At 59.0% G+C, this 14,598-nt stretch carries 15 protein-coding genes; 13 read left to right on the forward strand and 2 right to left on the reverse strand.

The annotated features are described in order from the left end of the window. Positions 1 to 182 precede the first annotated feature (182 nt). From PspCFBP13508_RS17840 to ispD, 5 genes are all read left to right on the forward strand, one after another. Complete coding sequence (locus PspCFBP13508_RS17840; protein ID WP_137215275.1) at positions 183 to 1,814, forward strand: CTP synthase; 1,632 nt, start codon at positions 183 to 185, stop codon at positions 1,812 to 1,814. A 4-nt stretch (positions 1,815 to 1,818) separates the two neighbouring features. After that, entirely contained in the window at positions 1,819 to 2,664 is an 846-nt protein-coding gene (kdsA, locus tag PspCFBP13508_RS17845) for a 3-deoxy-8-phosphooctulonate synthase (protein ID WP_007954807.1), read from the forward strand. Between the two features lie 155 nt (positions 2,665 to 2,819). Continuing rightward, on the forward strand, positions 2,820 to 4,109 hold the full coding sequence (gene eno, locus PspCFBP13508_RS17850) for a phosphopyruvate hydratase (protein WP_137215276.1): 1,290 nt from the start codon (positions 2,820 to 2,822) through the stop codon (positions 4,107 to 4,109). A gap of 169 nt (positions 4,110 to 4,278) precedes the next feature. After that, complete coding sequence (gene ftsB / locus PspCFBP13508_RS17855; protein WP_007964293.1) at positions 4,279 to 4,557, forward strand: cell division protein FtsB; 279 nt, start codon at positions 4,279 to 4,281, stop codon at positions 4,555 to 4,557. Further along, positions 4,554 to 5,261, forward strand: coding sequence for a 2-C-methyl-D-erythritol 4-phosphate cytidylyltransferase (gene ispD / locus PspCFBP13508_RS17860; RefSeq protein ID WP_130912748.1), 708 nt, complete (start codon positions 4,554 to 4,556; stop codon positions 5,259 to 5,261). Before ftsB ends, ispD begins: the two co-directional genes overlap by 4 nt. A 132-nt stretch (positions 5,262 to 5,393) precedes the next feature. Here the strand turns inward: ispD and PspCFBP13508_RS17865 are convergent, their stop codons facing one another. After that, on the reverse strand, positions 5,394 to 6,290 hold the full coding sequence (locus tag PspCFBP13508_RS17865; protein ID WP_130930197.1) for a LysR substrate-binding domain-containing protein: 897 nt from the start codon (positions 6,288 to 6,290) through the stop codon (positions 5,394 to 5,396). A 116-nt stretch (positions 6,291 to 6,406) separates the two neighbouring features. On the opposite strand from PspCFBP13508_RS17865, the gene PspCFBP13508_RS17870 reads away from it, so the two are divergent. From PspCFBP13508_RS17870 to rpoS, 8 genes are all read left to right on the forward strand, one after another. Further along, positions 6,407 to 7,519 (forward strand): S-(hydroxymethyl)glutathione dehydrogenase/class III alcohol dehydrogenase, encoded by a 1,113-nt coding sequence (locus PspCFBP13508_RS17870; RefSeq protein ID WP_007908835.1) that lies wholly within the window; start codon positions 6,407 to 6,409, stop codon positions 7,517 to 7,519. Between the two features lie 88 nt (positions 7,520 to 7,607). Then, on the forward strand, positions 7,608 to 8,453 hold the full coding sequence (fghA, locus tag PspCFBP13508_RS17875) for an S-formylglutathione hydrolase (RefSeq protein ID WP_130910957.1): 846 nt from the start codon (positions 7,608 to 7,610) through the stop codon (positions 8,451 to 8,453). 44 nt (positions 8,454 to 8,497) lie between these two features. After that, positions 8,498 to 8,971 carry a 2-C-methyl-D-erythritol 2,4-cyclodiphosphate synthase gene (gene ispF / locus PspCFBP13508_RS17880; protein WP_042606995.1) on the forward strand — a complete coding sequence of 158 codons (474 nt, stop codon included), beginning with the start codon at positions 8,498 to 8,500 and terminating at the stop codon, positions 8,969 to 8,971. After that, on the forward strand, positions 8,968 to 10,026 hold the full coding sequence (truD, locus tag PspCFBP13508_RS17885; protein WP_137215277.1) for a tRNA pseudouridine(13) synthase TruD: 1,059 nt from the start codon (positions 8,968 to 8,970) through the stop codon (positions 10,024 to 10,026). The genes ispF and truD overlap by 4 nt, the downstream gene beginning before the upstream one ends. Beyond that, positions 10,014 to 10,763, forward strand: coding sequence for a 5'/3'-nucleotidase SurE (surE, locus tag PspCFBP13508_RS17890; protein WP_137215278.1), 750 nt, complete (start codon positions 10,014 to 10,016; stop codon positions 10,761 to 10,763). Before truD ends, surE begins: the two co-directional genes overlap by 13 nt. Positions 10,764 to 10,801: 38 nt before the next feature. Continuing rightward, positions 10,802 to 11,437, forward strand: coding sequence for a protein-L-isoaspartate(D-aspartate) O-methyltransferase (locus tag PspCFBP13508_RS17895; RefSeq protein ID WP_161984087.1), 636 nt, complete (start codon positions 10,802 to 10,804; stop codon positions 11,435 to 11,437). A gap of 212 nt (positions 11,438 to 11,649) precedes the next feature. Next, complete coding sequence (locus PspCFBP13508_RS17900; protein WP_137215280.1) at positions 11,650 to 12,519, forward strand: peptidoglycan DD-metalloendopeptidase family protein; 870 nt, start codon at positions 11,650 to 11,652, stop codon at positions 12,517 to 12,519. Positions 12,520 to 12,625: 106 nt separating this feature from the next. Continuing rightward, positions 12,626 to 13,633 carry an RNA polymerase sigma factor RpoS gene (rpoS, locus tag PspCFBP13508_RS17905; RefSeq protein ID WP_016771451.1) on the forward strand — a complete coding sequence of 336 codons (1,008 nt, stop codon included), beginning with the start codon at positions 12,626 to 12,628 and terminating at the stop codon, positions 13,631 to 13,633. Positions 13,634 to 14,165: 532 nt separating this feature from the next. On the opposite strand, the gene fdxA is transcribed toward rpoS, so the two are convergent. Continuing rightward, complete coding sequence (fdxA, locus tag PspCFBP13508_RS17910; RefSeq protein WP_016771449.1) at positions 14,166 to 14,489, reverse strand: ferredoxin FdxA; 324 nt, start codon at positions 14,487 to 14,489, stop codon at positions 14,166 to 14,168. Positions 14,490 to 14,598 lie beyond the last annotated feature (109 nt).

Genomic DNA, 14,598 nt, shown 5'->3' on the forward strand with positions numbered 1-14,598 from the left:
GCTGGGCGATTCCAAAAAATGTGTAGCGAGCAACGTACCGGTGTTTCATCTGCCGGTCTGTCACAACGCGGCGGTTTTTTCGAAAGGTGCACTGTGATTAATGCAGGTGATCGGGGGCTTCGGCCTTCCTTCGCTTTCCCCGGCGGCTCGTTCCGCTTTAACGCAGACTTCTAGGGTTTTTCATGACGCGCTACATATTCGTCACGGGCGGTGTTGTTTCTTCATTGGGGAAAGGCATTGCCTCGGCTTCATTGGCGGCTATCCTGGAGGCGCGGGGGCTTAAGGTCACCATGCTGAAGCTGGATCCGTACATCAACGTCGATCCGGGCACCATGAGTCCGTTCCAGCACGGTGAAGTGTTCGTCACCCACGACGGCGCCGAGACCGACCTGGACCTGGGGCACTACGAGCGGTTCATCCGCACGACCATGACCCAGAACAACAACTTCACCACCGGCCGTGTCTACGAGCACGTGCTGCGCAAAGAGCGCCGTGGTGACTACCTGGGTGCGACCATCCAGGTCATCCCGCACATCACCGATGAAATCAAGCACCGCATCATCAAGGGTGCCGGTGACGCTGACGTGGCGATGGTCGAAATCGGTGGCACCGTCGGTGACATCGAGTCGCAACCGTTCCTCGAAGCTGTCCGCCAGCTGCGTTTCGAAGTCGGCGCCAAGCGCGCGATGCTGATGCACCTGACCCTGGTGCCTTACATCGCCACCGCCGGCGAAACCAAGACCAAGCCGACCCAGCACTCCGTCAAGGATCTGCGCTCGATCGGTCTGCAGCCAGACGTGCTGGTGTGCCGCTCCGACCACCCGATCGATATTTCCTCGCGCCGCAAGATCGCTCAGTTCACCAACGTTGAAGAGCGTGCGGTGATTGCGCTGGAAGATGCCGACACCATCTACAGAATCCCGGGCATCCTGCACTCGCAGGGCCTGGACGATTTCGTCGTCGAGCGTTTCGGTCTGCAATGCGACAGCGCCGATCTGTCCGAGTGGGAAGCAGTGGTCGATGCCAAGCTGAACCCGGAACACGAAGTGACCATCGCCATGGTCGGCAAGTACATGGAACTGCTCGACGCCTACAAGTCGCTGATCGAAGCGATGAGCCACGCTGGCATCAGCAACCGCACCAAGGTCAACCTGCGCTACATCGATTCCGAAGACATCGAGAACCAGGGCACTGCGCTGCTCGAAGGTGTCGACGCGATTCTGGTACCCGGCGGCTTCGGTCTGCGTGGCGTGGAAGGCAAGATCACTGCTGTTCAGTACGCTCGTGAAAACAAGGTCCCTTACCTGGGTATCTGCCTGGGCATGCAAGTGGCGGTCATCGAGTTCGCGCGTAACGTGCTGGGCTGGAAAGACGCCAACTCCACCGAGTTCGATCGTGCCAGCGGCCATCCGGTTGTCGGTCTGATCACCGAGTGGGAAGACGCCACCGGCGCTGTTGAAGTGCGTACCGAAGCGTCCGATCTGGGCGGCACCATGCGCCTTGGCGCACAGGAATGCCTGCTTGAGCCGGGCTCGAAAGTGCACGACTGCTACGGCAAAGACGTGATCGTCGAACGTCACCGTCACCGTTACGAAGTGAACAACAACCTGCTGCCGAAGATCATGAATGCGGGCCTGAAGATCTCTGGGCGTTCAGGCGACGGCGCATTGGTTGAAGTGGTCGAGGCACCGGATCATCCATGGTTCGTGGCTTGCCAGTTCCATCCTGAGTTCACCTCGACACCACGCGACGGTCATCCGCTGTTCAGCGGTTTCGTCAAGGCAGCACTGACGCAACACCAGAAGAAGGCGTAACCCGATGGCACAGAAGATCATCCGCGTCGGCGACATCGAGATTGCCAACGACAAACCCATGGTGCTGTTCGGTGGCATGAACGTGCTGGAAAGCCGTGACATGGCCATGCAGGTTTGCGAAGAATACGTGAAGGTCACCGAAAAACTCGGTATCCCTTACGTGTTCAAGGCCAGCTTCGACAAGGCCAACCGGTCTTCTGTGACGTCGTATCGCGGTCCTGGCCTGGAAGAGGGCATGCGCATCTTCCAGGACATCAAGCAGGCCTTCGGCGTGCCGATCATCACCGACGTCCACGAGCCGGATCAGGCCGCGGTGGTCGCTGAGGTCTGCGACATCATCCAGCTGCCGGCCTTCCTGTCGCGTCAGACCGATCTGGTCGTCGCGATGGCCAAGACCAATGCCGTGATCAACATCAAGAAAGCCCAGTTCCTCGCACCTCAGGAAATGAAACACATCCTGAACAAGTGCGTAGAAGCCGGGAACGATCAGTTGATCCTCTGCGAGCGCGGTTCGAGCTTCGGCTACAACAACCTCGTGGTCGACATGCTCGGCTTCGGCATCATGAAGCAGTTCGAATACCCGGTGTTCTTCGACGTGACCCACTCGCTGCAAATGCCCGGCGGTCGTTCCGACTCGGCCGGCGGTCGCCGCGCGCAGGTCACCGATCTGGCCAAGGCCGGCATGAGCCAGTCGCTGGCGGGTCTGTTCCTCGAAGCGCATCCGGATCCGGACAACGCCAAATGCGACGGCCCTTGCGCCTTGCGTCTGGACAAACTGGAGCCATTCCTGGCCCAGCTCAAGGCTCTGGACGAACTGGTGAAGAGTTTTCCGACGGTAGAAACCGCGTAACGCTCGATTCTCCGGTAAAGTACCGCACGATTTGTCGCTCATGCCCTCGGGCGTGAGCGTTGTCGTCTGCAAGTCTGCCCGCTGTACTTCGCTTGCCGACGATAAAGATTTCCTCTAGCTGCGTCGTTTTCGTCAACTTTGGAGTGTTTACAACAATGGCAAAAATCGTCGACATCAAAGGTCGTGAAGTTCTCGACTCCCGTGGCAATCCCACCGTGGAAGCGGACGTGCTTCTCGACAACGGCATCATCGGCAGCGCCTGCGCGCCGTCCGGTGCATCCACTGGCTCGCGTGAAGCGCTCGAGCTGCGTGATGGCGACAAGAGCCGTTACCTGGGCAAGGGCGTGCTCAAGGCGGTAGCCAACATCAACGGTCCGATCCGCGATCTGCTGCTGGGCACCGACCCAAGCGACCAGAAAGCCCTCGACCACGCGATGATCAAGCTCGACGGTACCGAAAACAAGGCAACCCTGGGCGCCAACGCCATCCTCGCCGTGTCCCTGGCTGCGGCCAAGGCGGCTGCGCAGGATCAGGACCTGCCGCTGTACGCACACATCGCCAACCTCAACGGCACCCCGGGTGTGTACTCGATGCCGGTACCGATGATGAACATCATCAACGGTGGCGAGCACGCCGATAACAACGTCGACATCCAGGAATTCATGGTGCAGCCAGTTGGCGCCAAGTCTTTCTCGGAAGGTCTGCGCATGGGTACCGAGATTTTCCATCACTTGAAAGCTGTGCTGAAGGCCCGTGGCCTGAGCACCGCCGTTGGCGACGAAGGCGGTTTCGCACCGAACCTGGCGTCCAACGAAGACGCTTTGAAAGTGATCTCCGAAGCCGTGGCCAACGCCGGTTACACACTGGGCACCGACGTGACCCTGGCGCTGGACTGCGCTGCAAGCGAGTTCTACGAAGACGGCAAGTACAACCTGTCCGGCGAAGGCCAGGTGTTCACTGCTGAAGGTTTCGCCGACTACCTCAAAGGTCTGACCGAGCGTTACCCGATCATCTCCATCGAAGACGGTCTGGACGAGTCCGACTGGGCTGGCTGGAAAATCCTCACCGACAAGATCGGCGAGAAAACCCAACTGGTGGGCGACGACCTGTTCGTGACCAACACAAAGATCCTGAAAGAAGGCATCGACAAAAAGATCGCCAACTCGATCCTGATCAAGTTCAACCAGATCGGCACCCTGACCGAAACCCTGGAAGCCATCCAGATGGCCAAGGCTGCCGGTTACACCGCAGTGATCTCGCACCGTTCCGGCGAAACCGAAGATTCGACCATTGCCGACCTGGCTGTGGGCACCTCGGCTGGCCAGATCAAGACCGGTTCGCTGTGCCGTTCCGACCGCGTTTCCAAGTACAACCAACTGCTGCGTATCGAAGAGCAGTTGAACGGCAAGGCCAAGTACAACGGCCGTGCCGAGTTCCGCGGTTAAGCGCAACCTGATCAAAGGACACCGGATTGTGTCGGAAAAGTCGTGACAGCGATGGATTTGCCACTAATCTGATGCCTTAAGCACAAGCCTGGATCTTTCCAGGCTTCGTGCTATCAGATGCTGCAACATTATGCGTGGCTGTCTTTTTTCACTGGATACCTGATATTCGATGCGCAGTCCTTACTGGTTGTTTCTTGTTTTGCTCTTGCTGCTGGCCGGTCTGCAGTACCGCCTGTGGGTGGGCAATGGCAGTCTGGCGCAGGTCGCCGAGCTGAAACAGCAGATCGCCGACCAACATGCCGAAAACGAAGGCCTGCTGGAGCGCAACCGGGTGATGGACGCTGAAGTCAGCGAGTTGAAGAAAGGCATGGAGACCGTTGAAGAGCGGGCTCGTCACGAACTGGGCATGGTCAAGGACGGCGAAACCCTTTACCAGTTGGCCCAATGATCGATTCCCTGCCGGCCTTCTGGGCCGTAATTCCTGCCGCGGGCGTCGGTGCCCGAATGGCCGCGGACCGTCCCAAGCAATATCTGCAACTGGGCGGGCGCACAATTCTCGAACACAGCCTCGGCTGTTTCCTTGATCACCCGAGCCTCAAGGGCCTGGTGCTCAGTCTTGCTGTCGATGATCCCTATTGGCCGAATCTGGCATGCGTCAACGATCCGCGCATTCAGCGGGTTGATGGCGGGGCGGAGCGTTCCGCTTCGGTGCTAAACGCCTTGCTGCATCTGCATGCGCAAGGTGCCGACGATGACGACTGGGTGCTGGTGCACGATGCGGCCCGGCCCAATCTGAGTCGCGATGATCTCGACAGGTTGCTGGCTGAATTGGCGGATGACCCAGTGGGTGGTTTGCTGGCGGTACCCGCCCGCGACACGCTAAAACGCGTCGATAAAAACGGGCGCGTAGTTGAAACGGTGGATCGCAGCGTGATCTGGCAGGCGTATACGCCACAGATGTTTCGCCTCGGTGCGTTGCATCGGGCGTTGGCCGACAGCCTGGTCGCGGATGCCGTCATTACCGATGAAGCTTCGGCGATGGAATGGGCCGGTCTGGCACCGCGTCTGATCGAAGGGCGCGCGGATAACCTCAAGGTGACCCGGCCGGAAGATCTGGAGTGGTTGCGCCAGCGATGGGCTAACCGCCGCTGAGATTTGCGGTCGCTGTGCCATTGCCTTCGCGAGCAGGCTCGCTCCCACAGAGGGAAAGCATCCAGCTGTCGAACTCGGTCAATTGTGGGAGCGAACCTGCTCGCGAAAGCGGTCGCACGGGCAATCAATAACTCAAAGCTTGTACTCCGGCCTTTCAGCCAGTCCCACCTTCAAAAAATCCACCAACTTGCGCACCTTCGGCGACAGATGCCGCTGCTGCGGATACAACGCCCACACCGCCGTATTCGGCGGCTGATGCGCCTCGAGCAAGGAAATCAGCGCGCCGCTGTGCAGGTGCTCAAGCACGTAATAGTCCGGCAACTGACACAACCCGACACCCTGCAGGGCTGCATCCAATACCGCTTGCCCACTGTTGCAGCGCCAGTTTCCCTGTACGCGCTGGGAAAATTCCCGGCCGTTCTGTTCCAGTTGCCAGATATCCGAACTGCCAATCAGGCAATTGTGCCGACTCAATTCCGACAAACTATGTGGGCGCCCATACCGTTCCAGGTAGGAAGGCGACGCGCACAGGTACATTCTTCGTGGCGCCAGACGTGTCGCGACCAGGCGCGAGTCCTGTAGCCGGCCCAGGCGAATCGCCAGGTCCAGACCTTCATGCACCAGGTCAAGCTGGCGATTGCTCAGCTCGATATCGATGCGCAGCTGCGGATACAGCCCCATGAACCGCGTCACCAGCGGCACGATAAACCGTTCACCGTAGGCCACGGCGCAAGTCATGCGCAGCATGCCTTTCGGTTCGCTGGTCAGATCACCCACTGCGCGCAAGGCTTCTTCGCGACCGTCCTGCAGGCGTTGGCAATGTTGCAGGAACGTTTGTCCGGCCTCGGTCAGCGTCACCCGCCGGGTGCTGCGATAGAGCAGGCGCGTTTGCAAACGCTCTTCGAGCCGTACGATTTGTCGACTGATGTGCGAGGAAGAAACCCCAAGACGCTCGGCAGCGGCGGTGAATTGGTTGCATTCGGCGACGGCAACGAACTCGTCGATGCCTTCCCAGCGGTTTTCCGACACTTGGATTATCCCTGTATGGCAATAATGTTTTGCTTTCGTCCGGATTATTCATCAGGGCGCGCTGAACTACACTGTCTGTCTGCTTTTTTATTTATCGGGTTCACTGGAGAGTCAGCATGATCAAGTCGCGCGCCGCCGTTGCCTTCGAGGCCAAGAAGCCGCTGGAAATCGTAGAAGTCGATGTCGCCATGCCGAAGGCGGGTGAAGTGTTGCTGCGCGTTGTCGCTTCCGGGGTGTGCCACACCGATGCCTACACCTTGTCCGGCGCAGACCCGGAAGGCATCTTTCCGTCGATCCTCGGTCACGAAGGTGGCGCCATCGTTGAAGCGATCGGTGAGGGCGTGACCTCGGTTGCCGTCGGCGATCACGTCATTCCGCTGTACACCCCGGAATGCGGCCAGTGCAAATTCTGCAAGTCGGGCAAGACCAACCTCTGCCAGGCGATTCGCGCTACCCAAGGCAAGGGCTTGATGCCGGATGGCACTTCGCGTTTTTCCTACAAGGGCGAGACGATTTTCCACTACATGGGCACATCGACGTTCTCCGAATACACCGTGCTCCCGGAAATCTCCGTAGCCAAGATCTCCAAAGACGCACCGCTGGAAAAGGTCTGCCTGCTCGGCTGCGGCGTCACCACCGGTATCGGCGCCGTGCTCAACACCGCCAAGGTCAAACCGGGTGACACCGTGGCGATCTTCGGTCTCGGTGGCATCGGCTTGTCGGCCGTGATCGGCGCGGTGAAAGCCAAGGCTGCGCGCATCATCGCCATCGACATCAACCCGGCCAAGTTCGAGATCGCCAAACAACTCGGTGCCACCGATTGCGTGAACCCGAAAGACTTTGATCGTCCGATCCAGGAAGTGATCGTCGACATGACCGATGGCGGCGTCGACTTCTCCTTCGAGTGCATCGGCAATGTGCAACTGATGCGCGCCGCGCTTGAGTGTTGCCACAAAGGCTGGGGCGAGTCCGTCATCATCGGTGTCGCCGGTGCCGGTCAGGAAATCGCTACCCGTCCGTTCCAGTTGGTTACCGGTCGCGTCTGGCGCGGTTCGGCGTTCGGTGGCGTGCGTGGCCGTACTGAATTGCCGAGCTACGTCGACATGGCCCAGAGCGGCGAAATCCCGCTGGATACCTTCATCACCCACACCATGGGCCTGGAAGATATCAACAAGGCGTTCGACCTGATGCACGAAGGCAAGAGCATCCGCACCGTCATTCATTTCTAAGGAGCAGCGGCAAGCTACAAGCCACAAGCTGCAAGCAGGCGCAACGCCCTCTTGCAGCTTGAAGCTCGCAGCTTGCGGCTGAAGTGCTATGAATCTGGAAAACATTTCCTGTCAGAAGAGTTTCGGTGGCTGGCACAAGCGCTATCGCCATCGCTCCGAAGTGCTTGATTGCGACATGGTCTTCGCCGTGTACCTGCCGCCGCAGGCGGAGCAGGGCGGCAAGCTGCCAGTGCTGTACTGGTTGTCGGGGCTGACCTGCACCGATGAGAATTTCATGCAGAAGGCCGGTGCGATGCGCATGGCTGCCGAGCTTGGTCTGATCATCGTCGCCCCGGACACCAGCCCACGTGGCCCGGATGTCCCGGACGATGCGGACAAGGCTTGGGATTTCGGTCTCGGCGCCGGGTTTTATCTGAACGCCACGCAGGAACCGTGGGCGCGTCATTATCGGATGCATGATTATGTCGTGCAGGAATTGCCGGCACTGGTTGAAGCGCATTTCCCCGCTTCCGACAAGCGCAGCATCAGCGGCCACTCGATGGGCGGCCACGGTGCTTTGGTCTGCGCGCTGCGCAATCCCGGGCGTTATCAATCAGTGTCGGCGTTCTCGCCGATTACCCATCCGATCGACTGCCCGTGGGGCCAGAAAGCCTTCTCCAACTATTTGGGTGAAGACCGTTCGAAGTGGAAGGAGTGGGACGCCTGTGCGCTGATTGCCGAGGCCTCGGAGAAGTTGCCGTTGCTGGTCGATCAAGGCGATCGCGATGATTTCCTCGCCACCCAGCTGAAACCCGAAGCCCTGCAACACGCCGCAAAACAAGCGGGGTATCCGCTGGAGCTGCGCCTGCAACCGGGCTACGACCACAGCTATTTCTTCATCTCAAGCTTCATTGACGACCACTTGCAGCATCACGCGCGCGCTCTGCGCGGTTAATGCAGGTAGAATCACGCCCTGACAAAAATCGGGGCGTTTTTTTTATGCGTATTGGCCACGGCTACGATGTGCACCGTTTCGCTGAAGGCGATTTCATTACTCTGGGCGGCGTGCGGATTGCACACGGCTTCGGGCTGCTCGCTCATTCCGACGGTGACGTCTTGCTGCACGCCTTGAGCGACGCTTTGCTCGGCGCGGCGGCGCTGGGTGATATCGGCAAACATTTCCCGGACACTGACCCGCAATTCAAGGGCGCCGACAGCCGCGTGCTGTTGCGTCATGTGGTCAGTCTGATCCACGCCAAGGGCTGGAAAATCGGCAACGTCGACAACACCATCGTTGCCCAGGCGCCAAAAATGGCGCCGCATATCGAATCGATGCGCGCGCTGATCGCGGCGGATCTTCAAGTTGAGTTGGATCAAGTGAACGTCAAAGCTACCACCACCGAAAAGCTTGGCTTTGTCGGTCGCGAAGAAGGCATCGCCGTGCACTCCGTTGCCTTGTTGCTGCGCGCATGAATGAACTGCAATTGCTCGGCCCTCGGGCCTATGGCCAACCTCTCGGCACAGCGGTACTGAAAGCCAGCGCCGAAGATTTCCAGGTCGATGAAGTGCTGGATATTCCGTTCAGCGGTGACGGCGAACATTTGTGGATCTGGGTGGAAAAGCGCGGCCTCAATACCGAAGAAGCGGCGCGGCGGATTGCCAAAGCGGCGGGCGTGCCGTTGCGCACTGTCAGCTATGCCGGTCTCAAGGATCGTCAGGCCCTGACCCGACAGTGGTTCAGCGTGCAGTTGCCGGGCAAGGCCGATCCGGATCTGTCGGCGGCGGAAAACGACACGCTGAAGATCCTCAAGACCACGCGCCACAAGCGCAAGCTGCAACGCGGTGCGCATTCGGCCAACGGTTTCACCCTGCGCCTGACTCAATTCAATGGCGACAAAGACGCGCTTGAACAACGGTTGCAACTGATCGCCAAACAAGGCATTCCCAACTATTTTGGCGCCCAGCGCTTCGGCCATGACGGCGGCAACGTTGTCGATGCGCGGGTGTGGGCGGCGCGCAAGGCTCTGCCGGAGCAGCGCAATGTACGCTCGCGGTTACTGTCGACGGCGCGCAGCTTTCTGTTCAACCAGGTGCTGGCGGCGCGCGTCGCCGATGGCACCTGGAACACCGCGCTGGTTGGCGATTTGCTGGCTTTCACGGACAGCCGCAGTTTTTTTCCCGCCGGTGAAGCCGAATGCAGCGACCCGCGCCTGGCAATTCTCGACCTGCACCCGACCGGTCCGCAGTGGGGCGAAGGTGACTCGCCCGCAGCTGGCGCAGTCCATGAACTGGAGCAGGAGATCGCCGCCCGCGAAGCGGAGCTGCGCGACTGGTTGATCCACGCCGGAATGAGCCATGAACGTCGCATCCTGCGGCTGCCCATTGGCGGGTTGACGTGGCATTATCCCCAACCTGACATTCTGCAACTGGAATTCGTCCTCCCGGCCGGATGCTTTGCCACCGTATTGGTGCGCGAGCTCGTTGATCTGGTGCCGGTGGGGCAGACGGACAGCCCATGCGTATTCTGATTTCTAACGACGATGGGGTAACCGCGCCCGGTCTCGCCGCGCTTTATGCTGCGCTGGCGGATTACACCGAATGCGTGGTTATCGCCCCGGAGCAGGACAAAAGCGGCGCCAGCAGTTCGCTGACGGTCGACCGTCCGCTGCACCCGCAATACCTGGCCAATGGCTTTATCAGTCTCAACGGCACACCGACCGATTGCATTCACCTGGGCCTTAACGGCTTGCTTGAGCGCGAAGCGGACATGGTGGTTTCCGGCATCAACCTGGGCGCCAACCTCGGTGACGATGTGCTGTATTCCGGGACAGTGGCAGCGGCGCTTGAAGGACGTTTTCTTGAGCGCCCATCGTTTGCGTTTTCACTGGTCTCGCGTCAGGTGGATAACCTGCCGACCGCGGCCTACTTTGCGCGCAAACTGGTCGAGGCCCACGCCGGGCTCGATCTGCCGCCGCGCACGGTACTCAACGTGAACATTCCCAATCTGCCTATCGATCACATCCGTGGCATTCAGTTGACCCGGCTCGGCCATCGCGCCCGCGCGGCGGCGCCGATGAAAGTGGTCGATCCGCGCGGCAAGGCCGGTTACTGGATTGCTGCTGCCGGCGACGCTGAAGATGGCGGCCCGGGCACCGATTTTCATGCCGTGATGCAGGGTTATGTGTCCATCACGCCGTTGCAGATCGATCGCACCTTCAATGATGCCTTCAGAAGTCTCGATGGCTGGCTTGGAGGGCTGAGCTGATGCGTGAACATGACGACCGCCTGCGCAGCGGCATTGGCATGACCTCCCAGCGTACACGCGAGCGACTGATCCAGCGGCTGTATGAAGAAGGCGTATCGAACGCCAAAGTCCTGGAAGTGATCCGCCGCACGCCGCGTCACCTGTTTGTCGACGAGGCGCTGGCGCATCGCGCTTATGAAGATACCGCGCTGCCGATCGGCAACAACCAGACCATCTCCCAGCCTTATATGGTGGCGCGCATGAGCGAGCTGCTGCTGGAGGCCGGCCCGCTGGATAAAGTGTTGGAGATCGGCACCGGTTCCGGCTACCAGACAGCGGTGTTGTCGCAACTGGTTGAACGGGTGTTTTCCGTCGAGCGCATCAAGTTGTTGCAGGATCGCGCCAAGGAGCGTCTGGTCGAGCTGAACCTGCGCAACGTGGTGTTTCGCTGGGGCGATGGCTGGGAAGGCTGGCCGGCGCTGGCGCCCTACAACGGCATCATCGTCACCGCCGTGGCCACCGATGTACCGCAAGCTTTGCTTGATCAGTTGGCCCCCGGTGGGCGCATGGTGATTCCGGTCGGCTCCGGGGAAGTGCAACAACTGATGCTGATCGTGCGCGAGGAACATGGCTTCTCCCGACACGTTCTGGGCGCTGTGCGTTTCGTGCCTTTGCTCAATGGGCCACTGGCCTGAGCATTTGCAAACAGGCGCTGAATTCCTTTCAACGGCGCCGGTCTTACAGCGGCAGCCAGAGTTTAAACGCAGCGTACTTGCCCTTGGCAAACGTGTGCGCACGGTGATTTCGCTTCATTAAAGGTAAAGCCGTTTCGGCCCGTTATACTTGCGACACCTCATGCCGCAACGCGGCATTCAGAATTTTTCAGCCACCACAAAGGGAGCGGCGGGTGAGTCTCACAGTCATTGCGCAGCGTATGGGTAACACGAGCTTTCAGCGCCTGGTGACTGGCCTTGTCTTGAGCACCTTGCTGGTCGGTTGCTCCAGCACCAAATCGAGCAGCGTGCGGGTTGTTGATCGCAACAATACGGTGGCGCAACGTCCTACCGTCACCACCGGACAGTATGTAGTCCGTCCCGGCGATACCTTGTTTTCGATCGCCTTTCGTTACGGCTGGGACTACAAAACCCTCGCCGCCCGGAACAACATTCCTACGCCGTATACGATCCATCCGGGTCAGACAATTCGCTTCGACGGGCGCAGCGGTTCAACACCGACGGCGGTCGTCAGCAACTCCAGTTCTTCACCTTCTTCGTCGAGTAAAACCACGGTAATCCGGCGCCAGGCGAATGGCACCACAACCACTACAACCACCGGTTCCAAAGGGGTTGTACCGTCCGTCGCGAGCAAACCTGCACCCGCTCCACTGCCTCCGGCAGGCCCGGCCCCGACCGGCTGGGGATGGCCATCTAATGGCGTTCTGATTGGAAAATTCTCTTCAAACGGTAGTTTGAATAAAGGAATTGATATCGCCGGAGATTTGGGACAGCCTGTTTTAGCTGCGTCTGATGGGACGGTCGTATACGCCGGGAGTGGCTTAAGGGGCTACGGCGAATTGGTCATCATCAAACACAGCGAAACCTACGTCAGTGCCTACGGACATAACCGCAGGCTGTTGGTTCGGGAGGGGCAGCAGGTCAAGGTCGGACAGACAATTGCCGAAATGGGGTCAACGGGTACAGACCGGGTGAAACTGCATTTTGAGATTCGCCGCCAAGGTAAACCTGTAGATCCGCTGCAGTTCCTGCCAAGACGTTGATTTGAAGGCCAGCCTGTTCCGTCGCGTAGAGGGGACAGGCTCCAGCGTTGCCAAGGATAAAGGCGTCGCTTGAGCTTGGGGTCGAACTCACCAAAGGACTATAACAATGGCTCTCAGTAAAGAAGTGCCGGAGTTTGACATCGACGATGAGGTTCTCCTTATGGAGACCGGCATCGATTCGGATTCGATGTTGAATGATGAAGGGGCTGCTCCACCTTCCGTTCGTTCCAAATCCAGACACTCCGCCACACTCAAACAACATAAATACATCGACTACACTCGGGCACTTGATGCCACGCAGCTGTATCTCAACGAAATCGGCTTTTCCCCTCTGCTCTCCCCGGAAGAAGAAGTTCATTTTGCGCGCTTGTCGCAAAGTGGCGACCCTGCCGGACGCAAGCGCATGATCGAAAGTAACCTGCGGCTGGTCGTCAAGATCGCCCGGCGTTACGTCAATCGGGGGCTGTCGCTGCTGGATCTGATCGAAGAGGGCAACCTCGGCCTGATCCGCGCGGTTGAAAAGTTCGATCCCGAGCGCGGCTTCCGCTTCTCGACCTACGCCACGTGGTGGATCCGTCAGACCATCGAACGCGCGATCATGAATCAGACCCGGACCATCCGGCTGCCGATTCATGTGGTCAAGGAGCTCAACGTGTACCTGCGGGCCGCACGGGAGCTGACGCAAAAACTCGACCACGAACCTTCACCCGAAGAAATCGCCAACCTGCTGGAGAAACCGGTGGGCGAGGTCAAGCGCATGCTCGGCCTCAACGAAAGGGTTTCTTCGGTCGACGTCTCGCTGGGTCCGGATTCGGATAAAACCCTGCTGGACACCCTCACTGACGATCGTCCGACCGATCCGTGCGAACTGCTGCAGGATGACGACCTGTCGCAAAGCATCGATCAATGGCTGTCGGAGCTGACCGACAAGCAGCGCGAGGTGGTGATCCGCCGCTTCGGCCTGCGCGGTCATGAGAGCAGTACTCTGGAGGACGTAGGCCTGGAGATCGGTCTGACCCGCGAGCGGGTACGACAGATCCAGGTGGAGGGCCTCAAGCGCCTTCGCGAGATCCTGGAGAAGAATGGCCTGTCGAGCGAGTCGCTGTTCCAATAAGCGCCTGATCGACCGCCCGCAAAAAGCCCCGGCTGATTCAATCAGTCGGGGCTTTTTATTTATGCCTGTCTCGTGCATCGGGTCTGTCAGCGCGAGACACCTGACAAGCGGTAGGCAATTTCTGTGTTTGTAGTCTCGCGCTGTAAGCCTTTGCTTACTGTGTCGTAAGTGTTCGCTATTTTTATACTTCGGCAGAAGGCGATTGCGCTCAATGGTGAACGTTAACTCGATGATTTATATGAACATTTTTCAATTGTTATGTCTTTATGTCAGCGTAGACCTGCGCCTGAGCCTGATTGCTCCGCTGCGGAAACTCTCTAATATCAAGCCTGTGTCGACGGACAGACACGCCCATCACGGAAGAGGGGAACGGACATCGCAGGAGGCGATTCATCAGGACGATGAAAAGGAATACAGGGAATAGGGAAAAAATGTGGGCGGGTCATACCGCCCCTTTTTTCGTCTGCAGAAAAGTAAAACCTGCAAAAGCAAAAAGGCCCGCAAGGGGCCTTTCAGTCGAGCGCGGGGTAGATCAGCGTTCGAGTTGTTCGATTTTGTTCGGCTTGCCATCCCAATCAGCAGAATCCGGAAGCGGATCCTTGCGCTCGGTGATGTTCGGCCAGATATCCGCCAGCTCGGCATTGAGCTCGATGAAGTTTTCCATGCCGCTTGGGATCTCGTCTTCCGAGAAGATCGCCACAGCCGGGCATTCTGGTTCACACAGCGCGCAGTCGATGCACTCGTCCGGGTGAATCACCAGGAAGTTCGGGCCTTCGTAAAAGCAGTCCACCGGACAGACTTCTACGCAGTCGGTGTACTTGCACTTGATGCAGTTGTCGGTGACGACGAAGGTCATTTCTAATTTTCTCCTCAGGCGGCGGCAGCGTTGCCCCTTCACGGTTGGGGTCGCCAGGTTCGGGAGCGATACCTGCTGACCAGGCTATGAGCCAGCAGCATCCCGAACC

The sequence above is a fragment of the Pseudomonas sp. CFBP13508 genome (genome assembly GCF_005233515.1).
In the GTDB taxonomy this organism is placed as follows: domain Bacteria; phylum Pseudomonadota; class Gammaproteobacteria; order Pseudomonadales; family Pseudomonadaceae; genus Aquipseudomonas; species Aquipseudomonas mercuritolerans.

Bases quoted from the DNA above. Each gene is read 5' to 3' on its own strand.
- PspCFBP13508_RS17895 (WP_161984087.1), top strand. From the start codon at position 10,802: ATGACCTCCCAGCGTACACGCGAGCGACTGATCCAGCGGCTGTATGAA.
- truD (WP_137215277.1), top strand. From the start codon at position 8,968: ATGAATGAACTGCAATTGCTCGGCCCTCGGGCCTATGGCCAACCTCTC.
- fdxA (WP_016771449.1), bottom strand. From the start codon at position 14,489: ATGACCTTCGTCGTCACCGACAACTGCATCAAGTGCAAGTACACCGAC.
- ispF (WP_042606995.1), top strand. From the start codon at position 8,498: ATGCGTATTGGCCACGGCTACGATGTGCACCGTTTCGCTGAAGGCGAT.
- surE (WP_137215278.1), top strand. From the start codon at position 10,014: ATGCGTATTCTGATTTCTAACGACGATGGGGTAACCGCGCCCGGTCTC.
- ftsB (WP_007964293.1), top strand. From the start codon at position 4,279: ATGCGCAGTCCTTACTGGTTGTTTCTTGTTTTGCTCTTGCTGCTGGCC.
- eno (WP_137215276.1), top strand. From the start codon at position 2,820: ATGGCAAAAATCGTCGACATCAAAGGTCGTGAAGTTCTCGACTCCCGT.
- PspCFBP13508_RS17840 (WP_137215275.1), top strand. From the start codon at position 183: ATGACGCGCTACATATTCGTCACGGGCGGTGTTGTTTCTTCATTGGGG.
- rpoS (WP_016771451.1), top strand. From the start codon at position 12,626: ATGGCTCTCAGTAAAGAAGTGCCGGAGTTTGACATCGACGATGAGGTT.
- PspCFBP13508_RS17870 (WP_007908835.1), top strand. From the start codon at position 6,407: ATGATCAAGTCGCGCGCCGCCGTTGCCTTCGAGGCCAAGAAGCCGCTG.
- fghA (WP_130910957.1), top strand. From the start codon at position 7,608: ATGAATCTGGAAAACATTTCCTGTCAGAAGAGTTTCGGTGGCTGGCAC.
- kdsA (WP_007954807.1), top strand. From the start codon at position 1,819: ATGGCACAGAAGATCATCCGCGTCGGCGACATCGAGATTGCCAACGAC.
- ispD (WP_130912748.1), top strand. From the start codon at position 4,554: ATGATCGATTCCCTGCCGGCCTTCTGGGCCGTAATTCCTGCCGCGGGC.